Genomic DNA, 15,802 nt, shown 5'->3' with positions numbered 1-15,802 from the left:
CGAGCGCCGATAATTTGGAGCGATGGAACACGGGCAAATCCCTTGAAAGAAGCGGCGGCAATTATATCGACCGACCCCCATGGCGGCGCCATGGCGGAAGGCCCCGAGGACGAACAGGGCTTGGCAGCCGAGGTGGAGCTGCGCCAGGTGGTGGTCGATGCCGGCCTGCACGGCCAGCGCCTTGACCGCGCGTTGGCAACGCTGGTGTCGGAGTTTTCGCGCAGCTACCTGCAGCAGTTGATCGAAGCCGATGCCGTGCAGCTGAACGGCCGGCCGGTGCGCAAGAGCGCCCTGCGCGTGCACGTGGGCGATATCCTGCAGGTGGAGCTGCGGCCGACCCTGCAGAGCCAGGCCTTCCTGGCCCAGGACATGGCGCTGGACACCGTCTACGAGGACGCCCACCTGCGCGTGGTCCACAAGCCTGCGGGCCTCGTCGTGCATCCCGCGCCGGGCAACTGGAGTGGCACCCTGCTCAACGGCCTGCTCGCGCTGGATTCGGCCGCGGCCACGCTGCCGCGCGCCGGCATCGTGCACCGGCTCGACAAGGACACCAGCGGCCTCATGGTCGTCGCGCGCACGCGCGCCTGCATGGACGCGCTGGTCGCCCTGATCGCGCAGCGCGCCGTCAGCCGCCAATACCTGGCGCTGGCGCACCGGCCCTGGAGTGGGCCTGCGCAACGCACGGTGGACGCGCCGATCGGCCGCGATCCGCGCAACCGGCTGCGCATGGCCGTGGTCGACCTCGCGCGCGAGGCAGGCAAGACAGCGCGCACGGACTTCGACTGCCTGGCACAGGCGGAGCAGGGCTGCTGGCTGCGCTGCACCTTGCACACCGGCCGCACGCACCAGATCCGCGTGCACGCGGCCTCGCTGGGGCACCCGCTGGTGGCCGACACCTTGTACGGCGGCGCGCCGGCCGCCGGTCTGGCGCGCCAGGCCCTGCACGCCTTCCGGCTTGCGTTCGTGCATCCCATGACGGGCCAGCCCATTGAGCTGTTTGCGCCCCTTCCCGAGGACATGCGCCAGGCGCTGGACGCCTGGGGCCTGCGCTACAATCCGTGACCAGCGCACCGGGCCTGACCCAAGGCCCGCAGCGCGAACTCCAGAGTCCACGCCCGATGCGTTCGCCGAGGCGGTGACCAGTCCACCCAGACGCATCCGTGCCCGCACCGCCCCGGTGCTTATCCCGGAACCGTAGCAGCCATGAATTCGGCAGAGGCCAAGCATGTCCTCGAAGCGGCATTGATGTGCTCGCCGCAGCCCTTGCCTGTGCGCGAGCTGCGCGTGCTGTTCGACGACGTGCTGGGTGCCGACACCATCAAGACACTGCTGGCCGAGTTGCAGCTGGAGTGGGCGCAGCGTGGCCTGGAACTGGTCAGCGTGTCCTCGGGCTGGCGCTTCCAGAGCCGGCCCGCGATGCGCGCCTACCTCGATCGGCTGCACCCGGAAAAGCCGCCGCGCTACACGCGTGCAGCGTTGGAGACGCTGGCCATCATCGCCTACCGCCAGCCCGCGACGCGCGGCGACATGGAGGACATCCGTGGCGTCAGCATCAACGCCCAGGTGCTCAAGCAGCTGGAAGACCGCGGTTGGGTCGAGGTGATCGGCCACCGCGAGACCGTGGGCCGTCCGGCGCTGTTCGCAACCACGCGCCAGTTCCTGGACGACCTGGGTCTGGAGTCGCTGGACCAACTGCCCGTGGCCGACGATCCGGCCCAGCGTGCGCAGCTGATGGCGGCATTGGCCTCGGCCGATCCGGCCCAGGTGGCCTTGCCCATCGACGAGGTGGAGCCGGCTGTTGACGCCGACGAGCCACCCACCCCCCCCGAGCCTTCTCCCGAAACGAACCCCGACGACGGCGCATCCCGCGCAGCGTCCGAACCAGCGGATCCCAGCCCATGAACGACATTCCCGGCACCGCGCCCGAAGACGAAGACAACGGTGCGCACGCCGAGGCGCCGCAACCCGCCCAGCAGGCCGGACCGGCGTCCCCGCCTGATGCACCCGCACCCGAGGCCCTCGAGGGGGCCGATGCGCCAGAGGTGCCAGAGGTGCCCGTGGGCCAGCCCGAGGCCGCGCCGGTCGAGAGCCGCTTTGCCGACGTGGTGTCCGGCCGCTTCGACGAAGACGAGGAAGCCGCCGACCTGACCCCGCCCAAGCGCGTGCTGGCGCCGCAGCCCGAGACGCCCAAGCTGCACAAGATCCTGGCCCAGGCCGGCCTGGGTTCGCGGCTGGAAATGGAGCAGCTCATCACCGAAGGGCGGATCTCGGTCAACAACGAGCCCGCCCACATCGGCCAGCGCATCCAGTACGGCGACCAGATCAAGGTCAACGGCAAGCCCATCCGCGTGCGCATCGACGCGCCGCCACCCCGCGTGATCGCCTACCACAAGCCGACCGGCGAGGTCGTCACGCACGACGATCCGCAGAACCGGCCCACGGTGTTCCGCAAGCTGCCCAAGCTGTTCCAAGGCAAGTGGCAGTCGGTCGGCCGGCTGGACCTGAACACCGAAGGCCTGCTGCTGTTCACCAACTCGGGCGAGCTGGCGAACAAGCTCATGCATCCGCGCTTCGGCCTGGAGCGCGAGTACGCGGTGCGCGTTCTCGGCGCGCTCAGCAACGAAGAGAAGCAGCGCCTGCTCGATGGCGTGCGCCTGGACGACGGCCAGGCCCAGTTCGGCAGCATCGAGGATGGCGGCGGCGAAGGTTCGAACTGCTGGTACCGCGTGACGATCTCGGAGGGCCGCAACCGCGAAGTGCGGCGCATGTTCGAGGCCGTCGGCCATGCCGTCAGCCGGCTGATCCGCATCCGCTACGGCGCCATGCAGCTGCCGCGTGGCCTCAAGCGCGGTTCGTCGCTGGAGCTGGACGCGCGCGACATCCAGGCCCTCATGCGTGCGGCCGGCGCCGAGGCGTCGCAGCCGCAGGCTCCGCGAGGGGCCGGCGGGCGCAATCTGCCGCCCGACCGCCGCGCCGGCGGCCGCAATGCGCGCGGCGGACAGGGTCAGCGCCAGTCCGAAGGCGGCGAGGGCGGCATGCCTGCGCAGCCGCGCGGTGCGCGTGGCGATGGCGGCGGACGCAACCGGCGCGGCGGCCCCAATCCGGGCCAGGGCGGCAACGCCGGCGCGCGCCGCGAGGGCGGCAACCGCTCCGAAGGTGCCATTCCCAATCCGCTGACGGTCAGCACCCCGGGCGGCCAGCGCCGCAATGCGCGCGATGGCGGCGGTGGTGGAGGTGGAGGGGGCGGCGGTGGTGGCAACGGCGGCCAGCCCGATCCCATGAAGACATCCTTCGGCTACATCGGCGCCGACAGCTTTACGCGCCAGCGCCAAGGCCAGCAACGCCGTGGCGGCGGCGGTGGTGGAGGTGGTGGCGGCGGATCGCAGCGGCGCGGCGGCCGCGGGCGCTGACGCCCGGCATTTCCCTGGCGCGTGCGCAGCTTTCGAATACAGACGGCGGCACGGGCTAAAATCACGGGCTTTGCGCCCTCTGGCGCATTCCCCGTTTCTCAAACGATCCACGGCCTCGCGGCTTAACCCAAGGACACTACAAAAATGGCCATCGAACGCACCCTCTCCATCATCAAGCCCGACGCCGTTGCCAAGAACGTCATCGGCCAGATCTACGCCCGTTTCGAAGCAGCCGGCCTGAAGATCGCCGCAGCCCGCCTGGTGCAGCTGTCGCGCGCCGAAGCCGAGCAGTTCTACGGCGTGCACAAGGAGCGCCCGTTCTTCAAGGACCTGGTCGACTTCATGATCTCCGGCCCCGTCATGATCCAAGTGCTGGAAGGCGAGAACGCCATCCTGAAGAACCGCGACCTGATGGGCGCCACGGACCCCAAGAAGGCGGCCGCCGGCACCATCCGCGCCGACTTCGCCGACAGCATCGACGCCAACGCCGTGCACGGCTCGGACGCCGCCGAAACCGCCCAGGTCGAAGTTGCCTTCTTCTTCCCGGGCCTCAACGTCTACGCACGCTGACATGCTGCATCCCGCGCCTTGCCACCCCGCTCGGGGTCGTCGCCGGCGCGGGCTGAGCGCGGCGGAGGCTCCACGATGAGCGCTGCCCCCGTCAACCTCCTGGAGTTCGACCTTGACGGCCTCGCGGCTTTCTGCGAGCGCCTGGGCGAGAAGCGCTTTCGCGCGACCCAGCTGTTCCGCTGGATCCACCAGCGGGGCGCCAGCGACTTCAGCCAGATGAGCGATCTGGCCAAGTCGCTGCGCGGCAAGCTCGAGGGCGCCGCGCAGGTCACGGCGTTGCCCGTCATCACCCAGAACATCTCGCAGGACGGCACCGTCAAGTGGCTGTTCGATGTCGGTGCTGGCGATGCGGTCGAGGCCGTCTTCATCCCCGAGGACGACCGCGGCACGCTGTGCATTTCCTCGCAGGCCGGCTGCGCTGTCGGCTGCCGCTTCTGCTCCACCGGCCACCAGGGCTTCAGCCGCAACCTCACCACTGGCGAGATCCTCGCCCAGCTGTGGTTTGCCGAGCACTTCCTGCGCAAGCACCTGGGCGTGTCCGAGCGCGTCATCTCCAACGTGGTGATGATGGGCATGGGCGAGCCGCTGCAGAACTATTCGGCCCTGGTGCCGGCCTTGCGCGTGATGCTGGACGACCACGGCTATGGCATGTCGCGCCGGCGCGTGACGGTGTCCACCTCGGGCGTGGTGCCCATGATGGACCGGCTCGGCCAGGACTGCCCCGTGGCGCTGGCCGTCTCGCTGCATGCGCCCAACGACGCGCTGCGCGACAAGCTCGTGCCGCTGAACCGCAAGTACCCGCTCGCCGAGCTGATGGAGGCCTGCCAGCGCTACCTGGCGCACGCACCGCGCGACTTCATCACCTTCGAGTACTGCATGCTCGATGGCGTGAACGACCAGCCCGAGCATGCGCGGGAGCTCATCGCGCTCATCGAGCGCTACCGCACCGATGGCGTCTGGTGCAAGCTCAACCTCATCCCGTTCAACCCGTTCCCCGCCTCGGGACTCAAGCGCTCGCCCGCACCGCAGGTCAGCGCGTTTGCCAAGCTGCTGCTCGACGCCGGCCTGGTCACCACCGTGCGCAAGACGCGCGGTGACGACATCGACGCCGCCTGCGGCCAGTTGGCCGGCGACGTGAAGGACCGTACGCGGGTGACCCAGCGCATCGCGCTGCAACGCCAGGTGCCGCTGCAGGTCATCGCGGCACCGCCGGGGGGGGACTGACGCGATGCGCACGGCGACGCGCCTGCCCGGCAGCACGATGGCCTTGTGTCTCGCCAGCCTGGCCCTGTGCGGCGCGGCATTGCTGTCTGGCTGTGCCATGCCTGCCGGTGGCGCGCGCGGCACGGACCCTTCCGGCGTGGTGCTGCCCTCCGAGGAATCCGAGGCGCGCAAGCGGGCCCGGGTCCGGCTCGAGCTGGCTTCCCGCTACTTCGACCAGGGCCAGACCAATGTGGCGCTGGAGGAGGTCAAGCTCGCGCTGGCGACCGACCCCGCCTTCGCCGAAGCCTTCAACCTGCGGGCCCTGGTCTACATGCGGCTCAACGACCTGGCGCTGGCCGAAGAGAGCTTCCGCCAGGCCCAGCGGCTGAGCCCGCGCGATCCCGGCACGGCCCACAACTACGGCTGGTTCCTGTGCCAGCAGCGCCGCTACGACCAGGCCGTGGCGCAGTTCGCCGTGGCGGTGGAGAACCTGACATACACCGACAAGGCCAAGACCTGGCTGGCGCAGGGCATGTGCCAGCAGCAGGCCGGCCAGGACGTCCAGGCCGAGCAGAGTTTGCTGCGTTCGTACGAGCTCGACCCGGCCAACCCCATCACCGGCTACAACCTGACGCAGCTGCTGTTCAAGCGCGGCGACCTGCAACGCGCGCAGTTCTACATCCGCCGCATCAACAACAGCGAGTACGCCAACGCCGAGTCCCTGTGGCTGGGCATCAAGGTCGAACGCAGCCTGGGCAACCGCCAGGCTGTCGAGCAACTGGGCACGCAATTGCGCAACCGTTTCGTCCAGTCGCGCGAGTACATGGCTCTGGAGCGACAAGCATTCGATGAGTGACAAGAACCTTTCCCCCGACGTGGCGTCGCCGCCTTCCGACCAGGCCACCAGCGGCGCGCAGCGTGCCGGCGCCATGCTGCGCCAGGCACGCGAAGATGCAGGCCTGCATGTGGAGGCCCTGGCTGTCGCACTGAAGGTGACGGTCAAGAAGCTGGAGGCCCTGGAGGCCGGCCGCATCGACCTGTTGCCCGATCCCACCTTCGCGCGGGGGCTCGCGGCCAGCATCTGCCGCGGCCTCAAGCTCGATCCCAAGCCGGTGCTCGACCTGATGCCCGGCATCGCCGGCGAGCGCAGAGAAGTGGCGCCGCCGGCCATCAACGCGCGTTTCGAACCCGGTGCCGCCGCCTCGGGCAGTTCGGCATTGCGCAGCAGCCCGAGCCCGGCCATGTGGATCGTGGCCGTGTTGCTGCTGGGCGCGCTGGCCATCTACCTGTGGCCGGGCATGGGCGGCAGCCCTGCCGATGCCGACAACGGCTCTGCCGCCACGCCCATGGGTGCGCCGAGCACCGTGACCGAGAGCGTGACGCCGGCAGAGCCGGCCCCGGCCGCAGCTCCGACCGTGGTCGAACCGGCGCCGGTCGCCCCGGCCCCGGCCGCGGTGGCCGAGCCCGCCCCGCTGCTGCAGTTCGTGGCCAAGAGCGAGACCTGGGTCCAGGTGACCGATGCCACCGGCGCCACGCCGCTGCGCCGCAGCCTGGTTGCCGGCGAGACCGTGACCGCCGCCGGCACGCCGCCATTGAACGTGGTGGTCGGCCGCATCGACGCGGTCGAGGTGCAGGTGCGTGGTGAGCCGCGCGACCTGCGCACCATCGCCAAGAACAACGTCGCACGCTTCGAGGTGAAGTGACCATGTCGAACGCCGTCGATCCCCGCATCTCCGCTGCACCTTGCGCCATCGAGCCCGTGGCCCCGGCCGCACGCCGTACCCTGCAGGCCGAGATCCGCTGGAAGGACCACCTGCTCACGCTGGGCGGCGACGCGCCCGTGCGCGTGCAGTCCATGACCAACACCGACACGGCCGACGCCATCGGTACCGCGATCCAGGTCAAAGAGCTTGCACTGGCCGGCTCGGAGATGGTGCGCATCACGGTCAACACGCCCGAGGCCGCAGAGGCCGTGCCGCACATCCGCGAACAGCTGGACCGCATGGGCATCCATGTGCCGCTGATCGGTGACTTCCACTACAACGGCCACCGGCTGCTGACCGACTTTCCTGCCTGTGCCGAGGCACTGTCCAAGTACCGCATCAACCCGGGCAACGTGGGCAAGGGCGACAAGCACGACAAACAGTTCGGCCAGATGATCGAGGCCGCCATGCGCTGGAACAAGCCGGTGCGCATCGGCGTGAACTGGGGCAGCCTGGACCAGGAACTGCTGGCCAGCCTGATGGACGCGAACAACGCGCGTGCCGAGCCGCTGGACGCCAAGCAGATCATGTACGAGGCGTTGATCACCTCCGCCATTTCCTCGGCCCAGCTGGCCGAAGGCATGGGCATGGCGGCACAGCAGATCATCCTGTCGTGCAAGGTCAGCGGCGTGCAGGACCTGATCACCGTCTATGGCGAACTCGCGCGCCGTTGCCGCTACCCGCTGCACCTAGGCCTGACCGAGGCCGGCATGGGCACCAAGGGCACGGTGGCTTCGTCAGCCGCCCTCGCGGTGCTGCTGCAGCAGGGCATCGGCGACACCATCCGCGTGTCGCTCACGCCGCAGCCAGGCGAGGCACGCACGCAGGAGGTGGTGGTGGCTTCCGAGATCCTGCAGGCCCTGGGCATGCGCAGCTTCGTGCCCAGCGTCACGGCCTGCCCGGGCTGCGGCCGCACCACCAGCACCACCTTCCAGGAACTGACCAAGCAGATCGACGACTTCCTGCGCCTGCAGATGCCGGTCTGGCGTAACCGCTATCCCGGTGTCGAGAAGCTCAAGGTGGCCGTGATGGGCTGCATCGTCAACGGCCCGGGCGAAAGCAAGCATGCCGACATCGGCATCAGCCTGCCCGGCACCGGCGAGGCCCCGGCCGCGCCCGTCTTCATCGACGGCGAGAAGGCCATGACGCTGCGCGGCGAGGGCATCGCGCAGGACTTCCAGAAGGTCGTCGAGAACTACATCGAAAAGCGTTTCGGCCAAGGCTCCACGGCCGTCGCCTGAACAACCGGATTTCCATGGCTGACAAGATCAATGCCGTCAAAGGCATGAACGACATATTGCCGGCGAGCGTGCCGCGCACCGACAAGCTGCCCGACTCGGCGCTGTGGCACTGGTTCGAGAGCACCGTGCGCGAGGTGCTGGCCCGCTACGGCTACCAGTACATCGTGACGCCGGTGGTGGAGCCGACCGCGCTGTTCGTGCGTGGCCTGGGCGAAGTGACCGACATCGTCGAGAAGGAGATGTACTCCTTCACCGATTCGATGAACGGCGACAAGCTGACACTGCGCCCAGAGGCCACGGCCGGCATCGTGCGCGCCATGGTCGAGCACAACGCGCTGTACAACGGGCCACTGCGGCTGTGGACAGCGGGCCCGATGTTCCGCCACGAGCGGCCGCAGAAGGGCCGCTACCGCCAGTTCCACCAACTCGACGTCGAGGCCCTGGGCTTCGCCGGTCCGGACGTGGATGCTGAACTGATCCTGCTGGTGCGTGCGCTGTGGAAGCAGCTGGGCCTCGTCGAAGGCCAGCATGTGCGGCTCGAGCTCAACAGCCTGGGCCAGCCGGCCGAGCGCCAGGCGCACCGCGATGCGCTGGTGCGCCACTTCGAGGCCCATGCCGACCTGCTGGACGAAGACGCCAATCGCCGGCTGCACAGCAACCCGCTGCGCATCCTGGACACCAAGAACCCGGCCATGCAGGCCATGGTCGAGGCCGCCCCGCAACTCATGGACTTCCTCGGTGAGGAGTCGCGCGCCCACTTCGACGCCGTGCGCGCAGTGCTCGATGCCGCTGGCCTGTCGTACCGCGTGAACCCGCGCCTGGTGCGCGGCATGGACTACTACAACCTCACCGTGTTCGAGTGGGTTACCGACCAGCTGGGTTCGCAGGGCACGGTCTGCGGCGGTGGCCGCTATGACGGGCTGATCGCGCAGATGGGCGGCAAGAGCGCGCCGGCCGTGGGCTTTGGCCTGGGCATCGAGCGCCTGCTGCTGCTGATCCAGGGCCTGGGCCTGGCGGTGCCCGATGCGGCCCCCGCGGCCTACGCCATCGTCACCGCACCTGAATTGCTGCCGCGTGCCATGGTCGTGCTCGAGCAGCTGCGCGAGACCGGCCTCAAGGTCGTGCTGCATGCCGGCGGCGGCAGCATGAAGTCGCAGTTCAAGAAGGCCGATGCCAGCGGCGCGCAGTACGCGCTGGTTTTCGGCGCCGACGAAGCGGCCGCCGGCGAGCTGACCGTCAAGGCATTGCGCGACGGGCAGGGCGCCCAGCAGCGCCGCTCCCTTTCCCATGTGGCCGAGTGGGCCGCATCCCTACAATCGCGCGCTTGATTTCGCGCGTCTGAACGCGCTTTTCGCTCTTCCTCATGGCAAAACATCTCGATCTCGAAGAACAGGAACAGCTCGACCAGGTCAAGCACCTGTGGCAGCGCTACGGCAATGCCATCACCTGGGTGCTGATCCTCGTGCTGGCCGGTTTTGCCGGTTGGAACGGCTGGCAGTACTGGCAACGCAGCCAGGCGGCCAAGGCCGCCGCGCTGTACGACGAAGTGGACCGTGCGGCCAGGGCCGGCGATACGGCGCGTCTGGAGCGGGCCTTCGGTGACATCCGCGACGGCTACGGCAACACCGCCTACGCGCAGCAGGCTGGCCTGGTGGCCGGCAAGGTGCTGCATGAGAAGGGCAATGCCGATGCCGCGAAGGCGGCACTGGGCTGGGTGGGCGAGAAGTCATCCGATCCCGCTTACCAGGCCCTGGCGAAGCTGCGCCTGGCTGGTCTGCTGTTCGATGCCAAGGCCTACGACGATGCCTTGAAACAACTCGGCGGCAGCTTCGCCGGCGAGTTCGCCGCCCTGGCGGCCGACCGCCGCGGCGACATCCTGGCCGCGCAGGACAAAAAGGCCGAGGCACTGGCGGAATACCGCAAGGCCTACGCCGGGCTGGACGCCCGCTCGGGCTACCGCCGCATGGTCGAGGTCAAGCTCAATGCGATGGGCGTGGATCCCACCACGACGGCATCCACCACCACCACCGGAGCGGCGAAATGATGGCGCGCAGCATCACCCGCCGCTGGGCTTCCACCGCGACGCTGCTGGGCCTGACGGCGGCCTTGCTGGCCGCTTGCGGCAGCGGCGGCAAGCCCAAGCCGGCCGAACTCGGCCCCAACCCCGGCCTGCTGGGCGCCCGCCAGGTCTGGACCGCCAAGGTCGGCGAGGTCGGCTATCCACTGGATGTGCAGGTCACGGGCCAGCAGGTCGCCTTGGCCAGCAGCGACGGCACAGTGCTGGCGCTGGATGCGCGCACCGGCCGCGAACTGTGGCGCGCTTCGACCAAGGCCAAGCTCTCGGCCGGCGTCGGCAGCGATGGCCAGCGAACGGCTGTGGCAACGCAGGCCAACGAGATCGTCGTTTTCGAGTCTGGGCGCGAACTCTGGCGCCAGAAGCTGGCGGCCCAGGTCGTCACGGCGCCCTTCGTGGCCGGCGGCCGCGTGTTCGTGCTGTCGGCCGACCGCTCGGTCACGGCGCTGGACGGCGCCAGCGGCCGCCGCCTGTGGGCCCAGCAGCGTCCGGGCGATCCGCTGGTGCTGCGCCAGAGCGGCGTGATCCTGGCGGTTGGCGACACGCTGGTCGTGGGTCTGTCCGGCCGCCTGGTCGGCCTGAATCCCCTGAATGGCCAGGTGCGCTGGGACGTCCCCGTGGCCACGCCCCGCGGCACCAACGACGTGGAGCGTCTGGTCGACCTGGTCGGCCGCGTGAGCCGTGTCGGTGACTCCGTCTGCGTGCGTTCTTTCCAGATCGGCGTGGGCTGCGTGGACGCTGCGCGCGGCACCCTGGCCTGGACCAAGCCCTCGTCGGGCTATGTGGGCGTGCACGGCGACGACCGCATGGTGTACGGCCCCGAAAGCGACGGCAAGCTCGTGGCCTGGAACCGCAGCAACGGCACGCAGGCATGGGTGTCCGAGCGCCTGCGCTACCGGCAGCTGACGGCACCGCTGGCGCTGGGCCGCTCGGTCATCGTCGGCGACGAGACCGGCCTCGTGCATTTCCTGTCGCGCGAGGACGGTTCGCCGCTCACGCGCGTGAGCACCGATGGCTCCCCCATCGTGGCGGCCCCGGTCGTGGCCGGCGACACCCTGGTGGTCGTCACGCGCAACGGCAACGTGTACGGCTACGCGCCCGAGTGAACTGGACAAGATGAAACCCGTCATCGCCCTGGTGGGCCGGCCCAATGTCGGCAAGTCCACGCTGTTCAACCGGCTCACGCGCTCGCGCGACGCCATCGTGGCGGACTTCGCCGGGCTCACGCGCGACCGCCACTACGGCAACGGCAAGCAGGGGAAGCACGAATACATCGTCATCGACACCGGCGGCTTCGAGCCGACGGCCGAGAGCGGCATCTACAAGGAGATGGCCAAGCAGACGCGCCAGGCCGTGGCCGAGGCGGATGTGGTGATCTTCGTCGTCGATGCGCGCGGCGGCGTATCGGCGCAAGACCACGACATCGGCAACTACCTGCGCCGCCTGGGCAAGCCCTGCGTGCTGGCGGCCAACAAGGCCGAAGGCATGCACGACGGCCAGCAACTGGTGGAGTTCTTCGAGCTCGGCCTGGGCGAGGTGCATGCGGTGTCCGCTGCGCACGGGCAGGGCGTGCGCACGCTGGTCGATCTGGCGCTGGCACCGCTGAACCTTCCCGACGAACCCGAAGAGGCTGCGGACGGCGAGCCCGGTGTGATCCGTTTGGCCGTGGCCGGCCGGCCCAACGTCGGCAAGTCCACGCTGATCAATACCTGGCTGGGCGAAGAGCGCCTGGTGGCCTTCGACATGCCTGGCACCACCCGCGACGCGATCAGCGTGCCATTCGAGCGGCATGGCCAGCGCTTCGAACTCATCGACACGGCCGGTCTGCGCCGGCGCGGCAAGGTGTTCGAGGCGATCGAGAAGTTCTCCGTCGTCAAGACGCTGCAGGCCATCGAGGGCGCCAATGTGGTGCTGCTGCTGCTCGATGCCACGCAGGGCGTGACCGACCAGGACGCCCACATCGCGGGCTACATCCTGGAAAGTGGCCGCGCCGTGGTGGTGGCCATCAACAAATGGGATGCGGTGGACGCCTACCAGCGCGAGCTGGTGCAGCGTTCCATCGAGACACGGCTGCCGTTCCTCAAGTTCGCCGCGCTGCATTTCATCTCGGCGAAAAAGCGCCAGGGGATCGGGCCGCTGTGGGGCGCCATCGCGCAGGCGCACAAGGCCGCCATGTGCAAGATGTCCACGCCGGTGCTCACGCGGCTGCTGCTGGAGGCCGTGCAGTTCCAGTCGCCCAAGCGCAGCGGCATGTTCCGGCCGAAGATGCGCTATGCCCACCAGGGCGGCATGAATCCGCCCATCATCGTGATCCACGGTAACTCGCTGGAGCACGTGACCGAGACCTACAAGCGGTTCCTGGAAGGGCGCTTCCGCAAGGAGTTCGACCTGACCGGTACGCCGCTGCGCATCGAGATGCGCACCTCGGCCAACCCGTTTGCCGACAAGTCCGACCGCTGATGCGGCGGCCGCTTCGCACCGCGATGGTGCGTCCCGGCGGCGTGTCTCAACACGCAATCTAAGGACATCAGTGTTTCTACGGGGGGCTCGTACCCGCTGTGGTATGGTCCCCTTCTTCCAAATAACAACGGTTTGAACACGGAGGATATCGTGAGCAACAAAGGTCAACTTTTGCAGGATCCTTTCCTGAATACGCTGCGCCGCGAGCATGTGCCGGTGTCGATCTATCTGGTCAACGGCATCAAGCTGCAGGGCCAGATCGAGTCGTTCGACCAGTACGTGGTTCTGCTGCGCAACACGGTGACCCAGATGGTCTACAAGCACGCCATCTCCACCATCGTTCCGGGTCGCGCCGTGAACTTCCAGCCGGCACAGGACGACAACGCGGATCCCGCGGCCTGACATCCTCCGCCGGCACTTGTGTGTCGGCCCCGCGCGCCACCACCAAGGTGGTGCGCACTTTCGGTTCTCTCCGATTGACTGAAATCCCTGTTGCGGACGCTGCGGCGGCCTCGGCCATCCTGGTCGGGGTCGATTTCGGCCTTCCCCATTTCGACGCCGAACTCGAAGAGCTCGGCCTGTTGGCCCAGACCGCCGGCTTGCAGCCGGTCGCCCGCGTCACCTGCAAACGCAAGGCACCGGATGCCGCGCTGTTCATCGGCAGCGGCAAGGCCGAAGAGATCAAGCTGCTCGCGCGCATGCACAAGGCGAGCGAAGTGCTGTTCGACCAGGCCCTGAGCCCGGCCCAGCAGCGCAACCTCGAGCGTGCGCTGGAACTGCCGGTCAACGACCGGACCATGCTGATCCTGACCATCTTCTCGCAGCGCGCACGCAGCCATGAAGGCAAGCTGCAGGTCGAGCTGGCACGCCTGCAATACCTGTCGACGCGCCTCGTGCGGCGCTGGTCGCACCTGGAGCGCCAGCGCGGCGGCATCGGTACGCGCGGCGGCCCGGGCGAACGCCAGATCGAGCTGGACCGCCGCATGATCGGCGAGTCCATCAAGCGCACCCGCGAGCGCCTGTCCAAGGTCGTGCGCCAGCGCGGGACGCAGCGGCGCCAGCGCGAGCGGCGCGACGCGTTCACGATCTCTCTGGTGGGCTACACCAACGCCGGCAAGTCCAGCCTATTCAATGCCATGGTGAAGGCGCGCGCCTATGCGGCCGACCAGTTGTTCGCCACGCTGGACACGACCACGCGCCAGCTGTACCTGGGCGAGGCCGGGCGTTCGGTGTCGCTGTCCGACACGGTGGGCTTCATCCGCGACCTGCCGCACGGCCTGGTTGATGCGTTCCGCGCGACGCTGCAGGAGGCCGCCGACGCCGACCTGCTGCTGCACGTGATCGACGCGTCCAATCCGCACCATCCCGAGCAGATGGAGGAAGTCCGCCGCGTCCTGGCCGACATCGGTGCCGACGAGGTGCCGATGCTGCTGGTGTTCAACAAGCTCGATGCGCTGACGCCCGAGCAGCGCCCGCTGCAACTGGCCGACACCGTGGAGGTCGATGGCCGGCAGATCGGCCGCGTGTTCGTCAGCGCCCGGACGGGCGAAGGCATGCCTGCGCTGCGTGCCGAACTTGCGCGTCGTGCGGAGCAGATCGCGCCGGCGCAGGGCCCCGATTCCCCTGGGTATGATGAGGCCGATCCCCGTTTCGGCACAATCGTCCGTTGACCACAAGAGACCAGAGCGCATGAACCTTTCTTCTCGGCCGTCGGCTTGGGCGGGCCTTCCCGGCCGCATCCGCGGCATGTTCAATCTGAACGATCCCCGCTGGGGCCGTGGAGACGACAAGGCGGGTGACTCTGACGAGAAGCCCGACACCCGCCGTCCCGACAACGAGCGCCCCTTCGAGCCCCAGCGTCCCACGCCCAACCGCGGCGGCAACCAGGGGCCGCCGGATCTGGACGAACTCTGGCGCGACTTCAACCGCAAGCTCGGTGGTCTGTTCAACGGTGGCCGCAACGGCGGCCGCGGCAACATGGGTTCGGGCAACGGCGGAGGCTTCCAGCCCGATATGAAGGGTGCCGGCATCGGCATCGGCCTGATCGGTGCGGTGGCCGTGCTGATCTGGCTGGGCACCGGCTTCTTCATCGTGCAGGAAGGCCAGCAGGCCGTCATCACGCAGTTCGGCCGCTACCACTCGACCGTGGGCGCGGGTTTCAACTGGCGCCTGCCGTACCCCGTCCAGCGCCATGAACTGGTGTTCGTGACGCAGATCCGCTCCATCGACATCGGCCGCGACGTGATCATCAAGGCCACCGGCCTGCGCGACTCGGCCATGCTGACCGAGGACGAGAACATCGTCGAGATCCGCTTCGCCGTGCAGTACCGCCTGAACGATGCGCGCGCCTTTCTGTTCGAAAGCAAGGACCCGACCGCGGCCGTGGTGCAGGCGGCCGAGACGGCCGTGCGCGAGGTGGTCGGCAAGATGCGCATGGACTCGGCCCTGGCCGAAGAGCGCGACCAGATCGGCCCGCGCGTGCGCACGCTGATGCAGACCATCCTGGACCGCTACAAGGTCGGCATCGAGGTCGTTGGCATCAACCTGCAGCAAAGCGGTGTGCGTCCGCCCGAGCAGGTGCAAGCCGCGTTCGACGACGTGCTCAAGGCCGGCCAGGAACGCGAGCGCGCCAAGAACGAGGCCCAGGCCTATGCCAACGACGTGATCCCCCGCGCCACCGGTACGGCATCGCGCCTGATGGAAGAAGCGCAGGCGTATAAGTCGCGCATCACGGCCCAGGCCGACGGTGACGCGCAGCGCTTCCGCTCGGTGCTGACCGAGTACCAGAAGGCTCCGCAAGTCACGCGCGACCGCCTGTACACCGAGACCATGCAGCAGGTCTACGCCAATGTCACTAAGGTGATGGTGGACTCGCGCCAGGGCTCCAACCTGCTGTACCTGCCGCTGGACAAGCTGGTGCAGACGGCTGGCCAGTCGGCCGGCGTCATTGGCGATCCGGCCCTGGCCGGCAGTGGCCAAACCTCTTCGACCGCGCCGGCGGTGCCGCCGCTGGCCAGCGGCGACATGCGCGCCCGCGACGGGCGCACCCGCGAACGTGATTTGCGCTAGGAGACGCGCCAA

The 15,802-nt window shown here is 68.7% G+C and carries 15 protein-coding genes; all 15 read left to right on the top strand.

Features of this window, described 5'->3' with window-relative positions:
* The first annotated feature begins 90 nt into the window (after positions 1-90).
* Positions 91-1,062, top strand: coding sequence for an RluA family pseudouridine synthase (locus tag DES41_RS01940; RefSeq protein ID WP_114465408.1), 972 nt, complete (start codon positions 91-93; stop codon positions 1,060-1,062).
* Positions 1,063-1,203: 141 nt separating this feature from the next.
* A complete protein-coding gene (scpB, locus tag DES41_RS01935) occupies positions 1,204-1,902 on the top strand; it encodes an SMC-Scp complex subunit ScpB (RefSeq protein WP_114465406.1) in 699 nt (232 codons plus the stop codon).
* On the top strand, positions 1,899-3,410 hold the full coding sequence (locus tag DES41_RS01930; RefSeq protein WP_114465405.1) for a pseudouridine synthase: 1,512 nt from the start codon (positions 1,899-1,901) through the stop codon (positions 3,408-3,410). Before scpB ends, DES41_RS01930 begins: the two co-directional genes overlap by 4 nt.
* A gap of 144 nt (positions 3,411-3,554) precedes the next feature.
* Positions 3,555-3,980 carry a nucleoside-diphosphate kinase gene (gene ndk, locus DES41_RS01925; protein WP_114465403.1) on the top strand — a complete coding sequence of 142 codons (426 nt, stop codon included), beginning with the start codon at positions 3,555-3,557 and terminating at the stop codon, positions 3,978-3,980.
* 75 nt (positions 3,981-4,055) lie between these two features.
* Positions 4,056-5,204: a dual-specificity RNA methyltransferase RlmN gene (gene rlmN, locus DES41_RS01920; protein ID WP_114465402.1), complete on the top strand. Its 1,149-nt coding sequence runs from the start codon at positions 4,056-4,058 to the stop codon at positions 5,202-5,204.
* 4 nt (positions 5,205-5,208) lie between these two features.
* Positions 5,209-6,039: a type IV pilus biogenesis/stability protein PilW gene (gene pilW / locus DES41_RS01915; protein WP_245965542.1), complete on the top strand. Its 831-nt coding sequence runs from the start codon at positions 5,209-5,211 to the stop codon at positions 6,037-6,039.
* On the top strand, positions 6,032-6,886 hold the full coding sequence (locus DES41_RS01910; RefSeq protein ID WP_114465400.1) for a helix-turn-helix domain-containing protein: 855 nt from the start codon (positions 6,032-6,034) through the stop codon (positions 6,884-6,886). Before pilW ends, DES41_RS01910 begins: the two co-directional genes overlap by 8 nt.
* Before the next feature lie 2 nt (positions 6,887-6,888).
* A complete protein-coding gene (ispG, locus tag DES41_RS01905) occupies positions 6,889-8,187 on the top strand; it encodes a flavodoxin-dependent (E)-4-hydroxy-3-methylbut-2-enyl-diphosphate synthase (protein WP_114465399.1) in 1,299 nt (432 codons plus the stop codon).
* A gap of 14 nt (positions 8,188-8,201) precedes the next feature.
* A complete protein-coding gene (gene hisS / locus DES41_RS01900) occupies positions 8,202-9,515 on the top strand; it encodes a histidine--tRNA ligase (RefSeq protein WP_114465397.1) in 1,314 nt (437 codons plus the stop codon).
* A gap of 35 nt (positions 9,516-9,550) precedes the next feature.
* Positions 9,551-10,231: a YfgM family protein gene (locus DES41_RS01895; RefSeq protein WP_114465395.1), complete on the top strand. Its 681-nt coding sequence runs from the start codon at positions 9,551-9,553 to the stop codon at positions 10,229-10,231.
* Positions 10,231-11,367, top strand: a complete 1,137-nt coding sequence (gene bamB / locus DES41_RS01890; RefSeq protein ID WP_425466337.1) for an outer membrane protein assembly factor BamB — start codon at positions 10,231-10,233, stop codon at positions 11,365-11,367. The genes DES41_RS01895 and bamB overlap by 1 nt, the downstream gene beginning before the upstream one ends.
* 10 nt (positions 11,368-11,377) lie before the next feature.
* Positions 11,378-12,721, top strand: a complete 1,344-nt coding sequence (gene der / locus DES41_RS01885) for a ribosome biogenesis GTPase Der (protein WP_114465391.1) — start codon at positions 11,378-11,380, stop codon at positions 12,719-12,721.
* 150 nt (positions 12,722-12,871) lie between these two features.
* Positions 12,872-13,123, top strand: a complete 252-nt coding sequence (gene hfq / locus DES41_RS01880) for an RNA chaperone Hfq (RefSeq protein WP_425466326.1) — start codon at positions 12,872-12,874, stop codon at positions 13,121-13,123.
* 74 nt (positions 13,124-13,197) lie between these two features.
* Positions 13,198-14,391, top strand: a complete 1,194-nt coding sequence (hflX, locus tag DES41_RS01875; RefSeq protein WP_114466783.1) for a GTPase HflX — start codon at positions 13,198-13,200, stop codon at positions 14,389-14,391.
* Positions 14,392-14,410: 19 nt separating this feature from the next.
* Positions 14,411-15,790: an FtsH protease activity modulator HflK gene (hflK, locus tag DES41_RS01870; protein WP_114465387.1), complete on the top strand. Its 1,380-nt coding sequence runs from the start codon at positions 14,411-14,413 to the stop codon at positions 15,788-15,790.
* Positions 15,791-15,802 lie beyond the last annotated feature (12 nt).

This window comes from Pseudorhodoferax soli, from assembly GCF_003337555.1.
In the GTDB taxonomy this organism is placed as follows: Bacteria; Pseudomonadota; Gammaproteobacteria; order Burkholderiales; family Burkholderiaceae_C; genus Pseudorhodoferax; species Pseudorhodoferax soli.
Note: the sequence above shows the minus strand (reverse complement) of the source record. Positions and strands in the feature narration are given on the sequence as shown.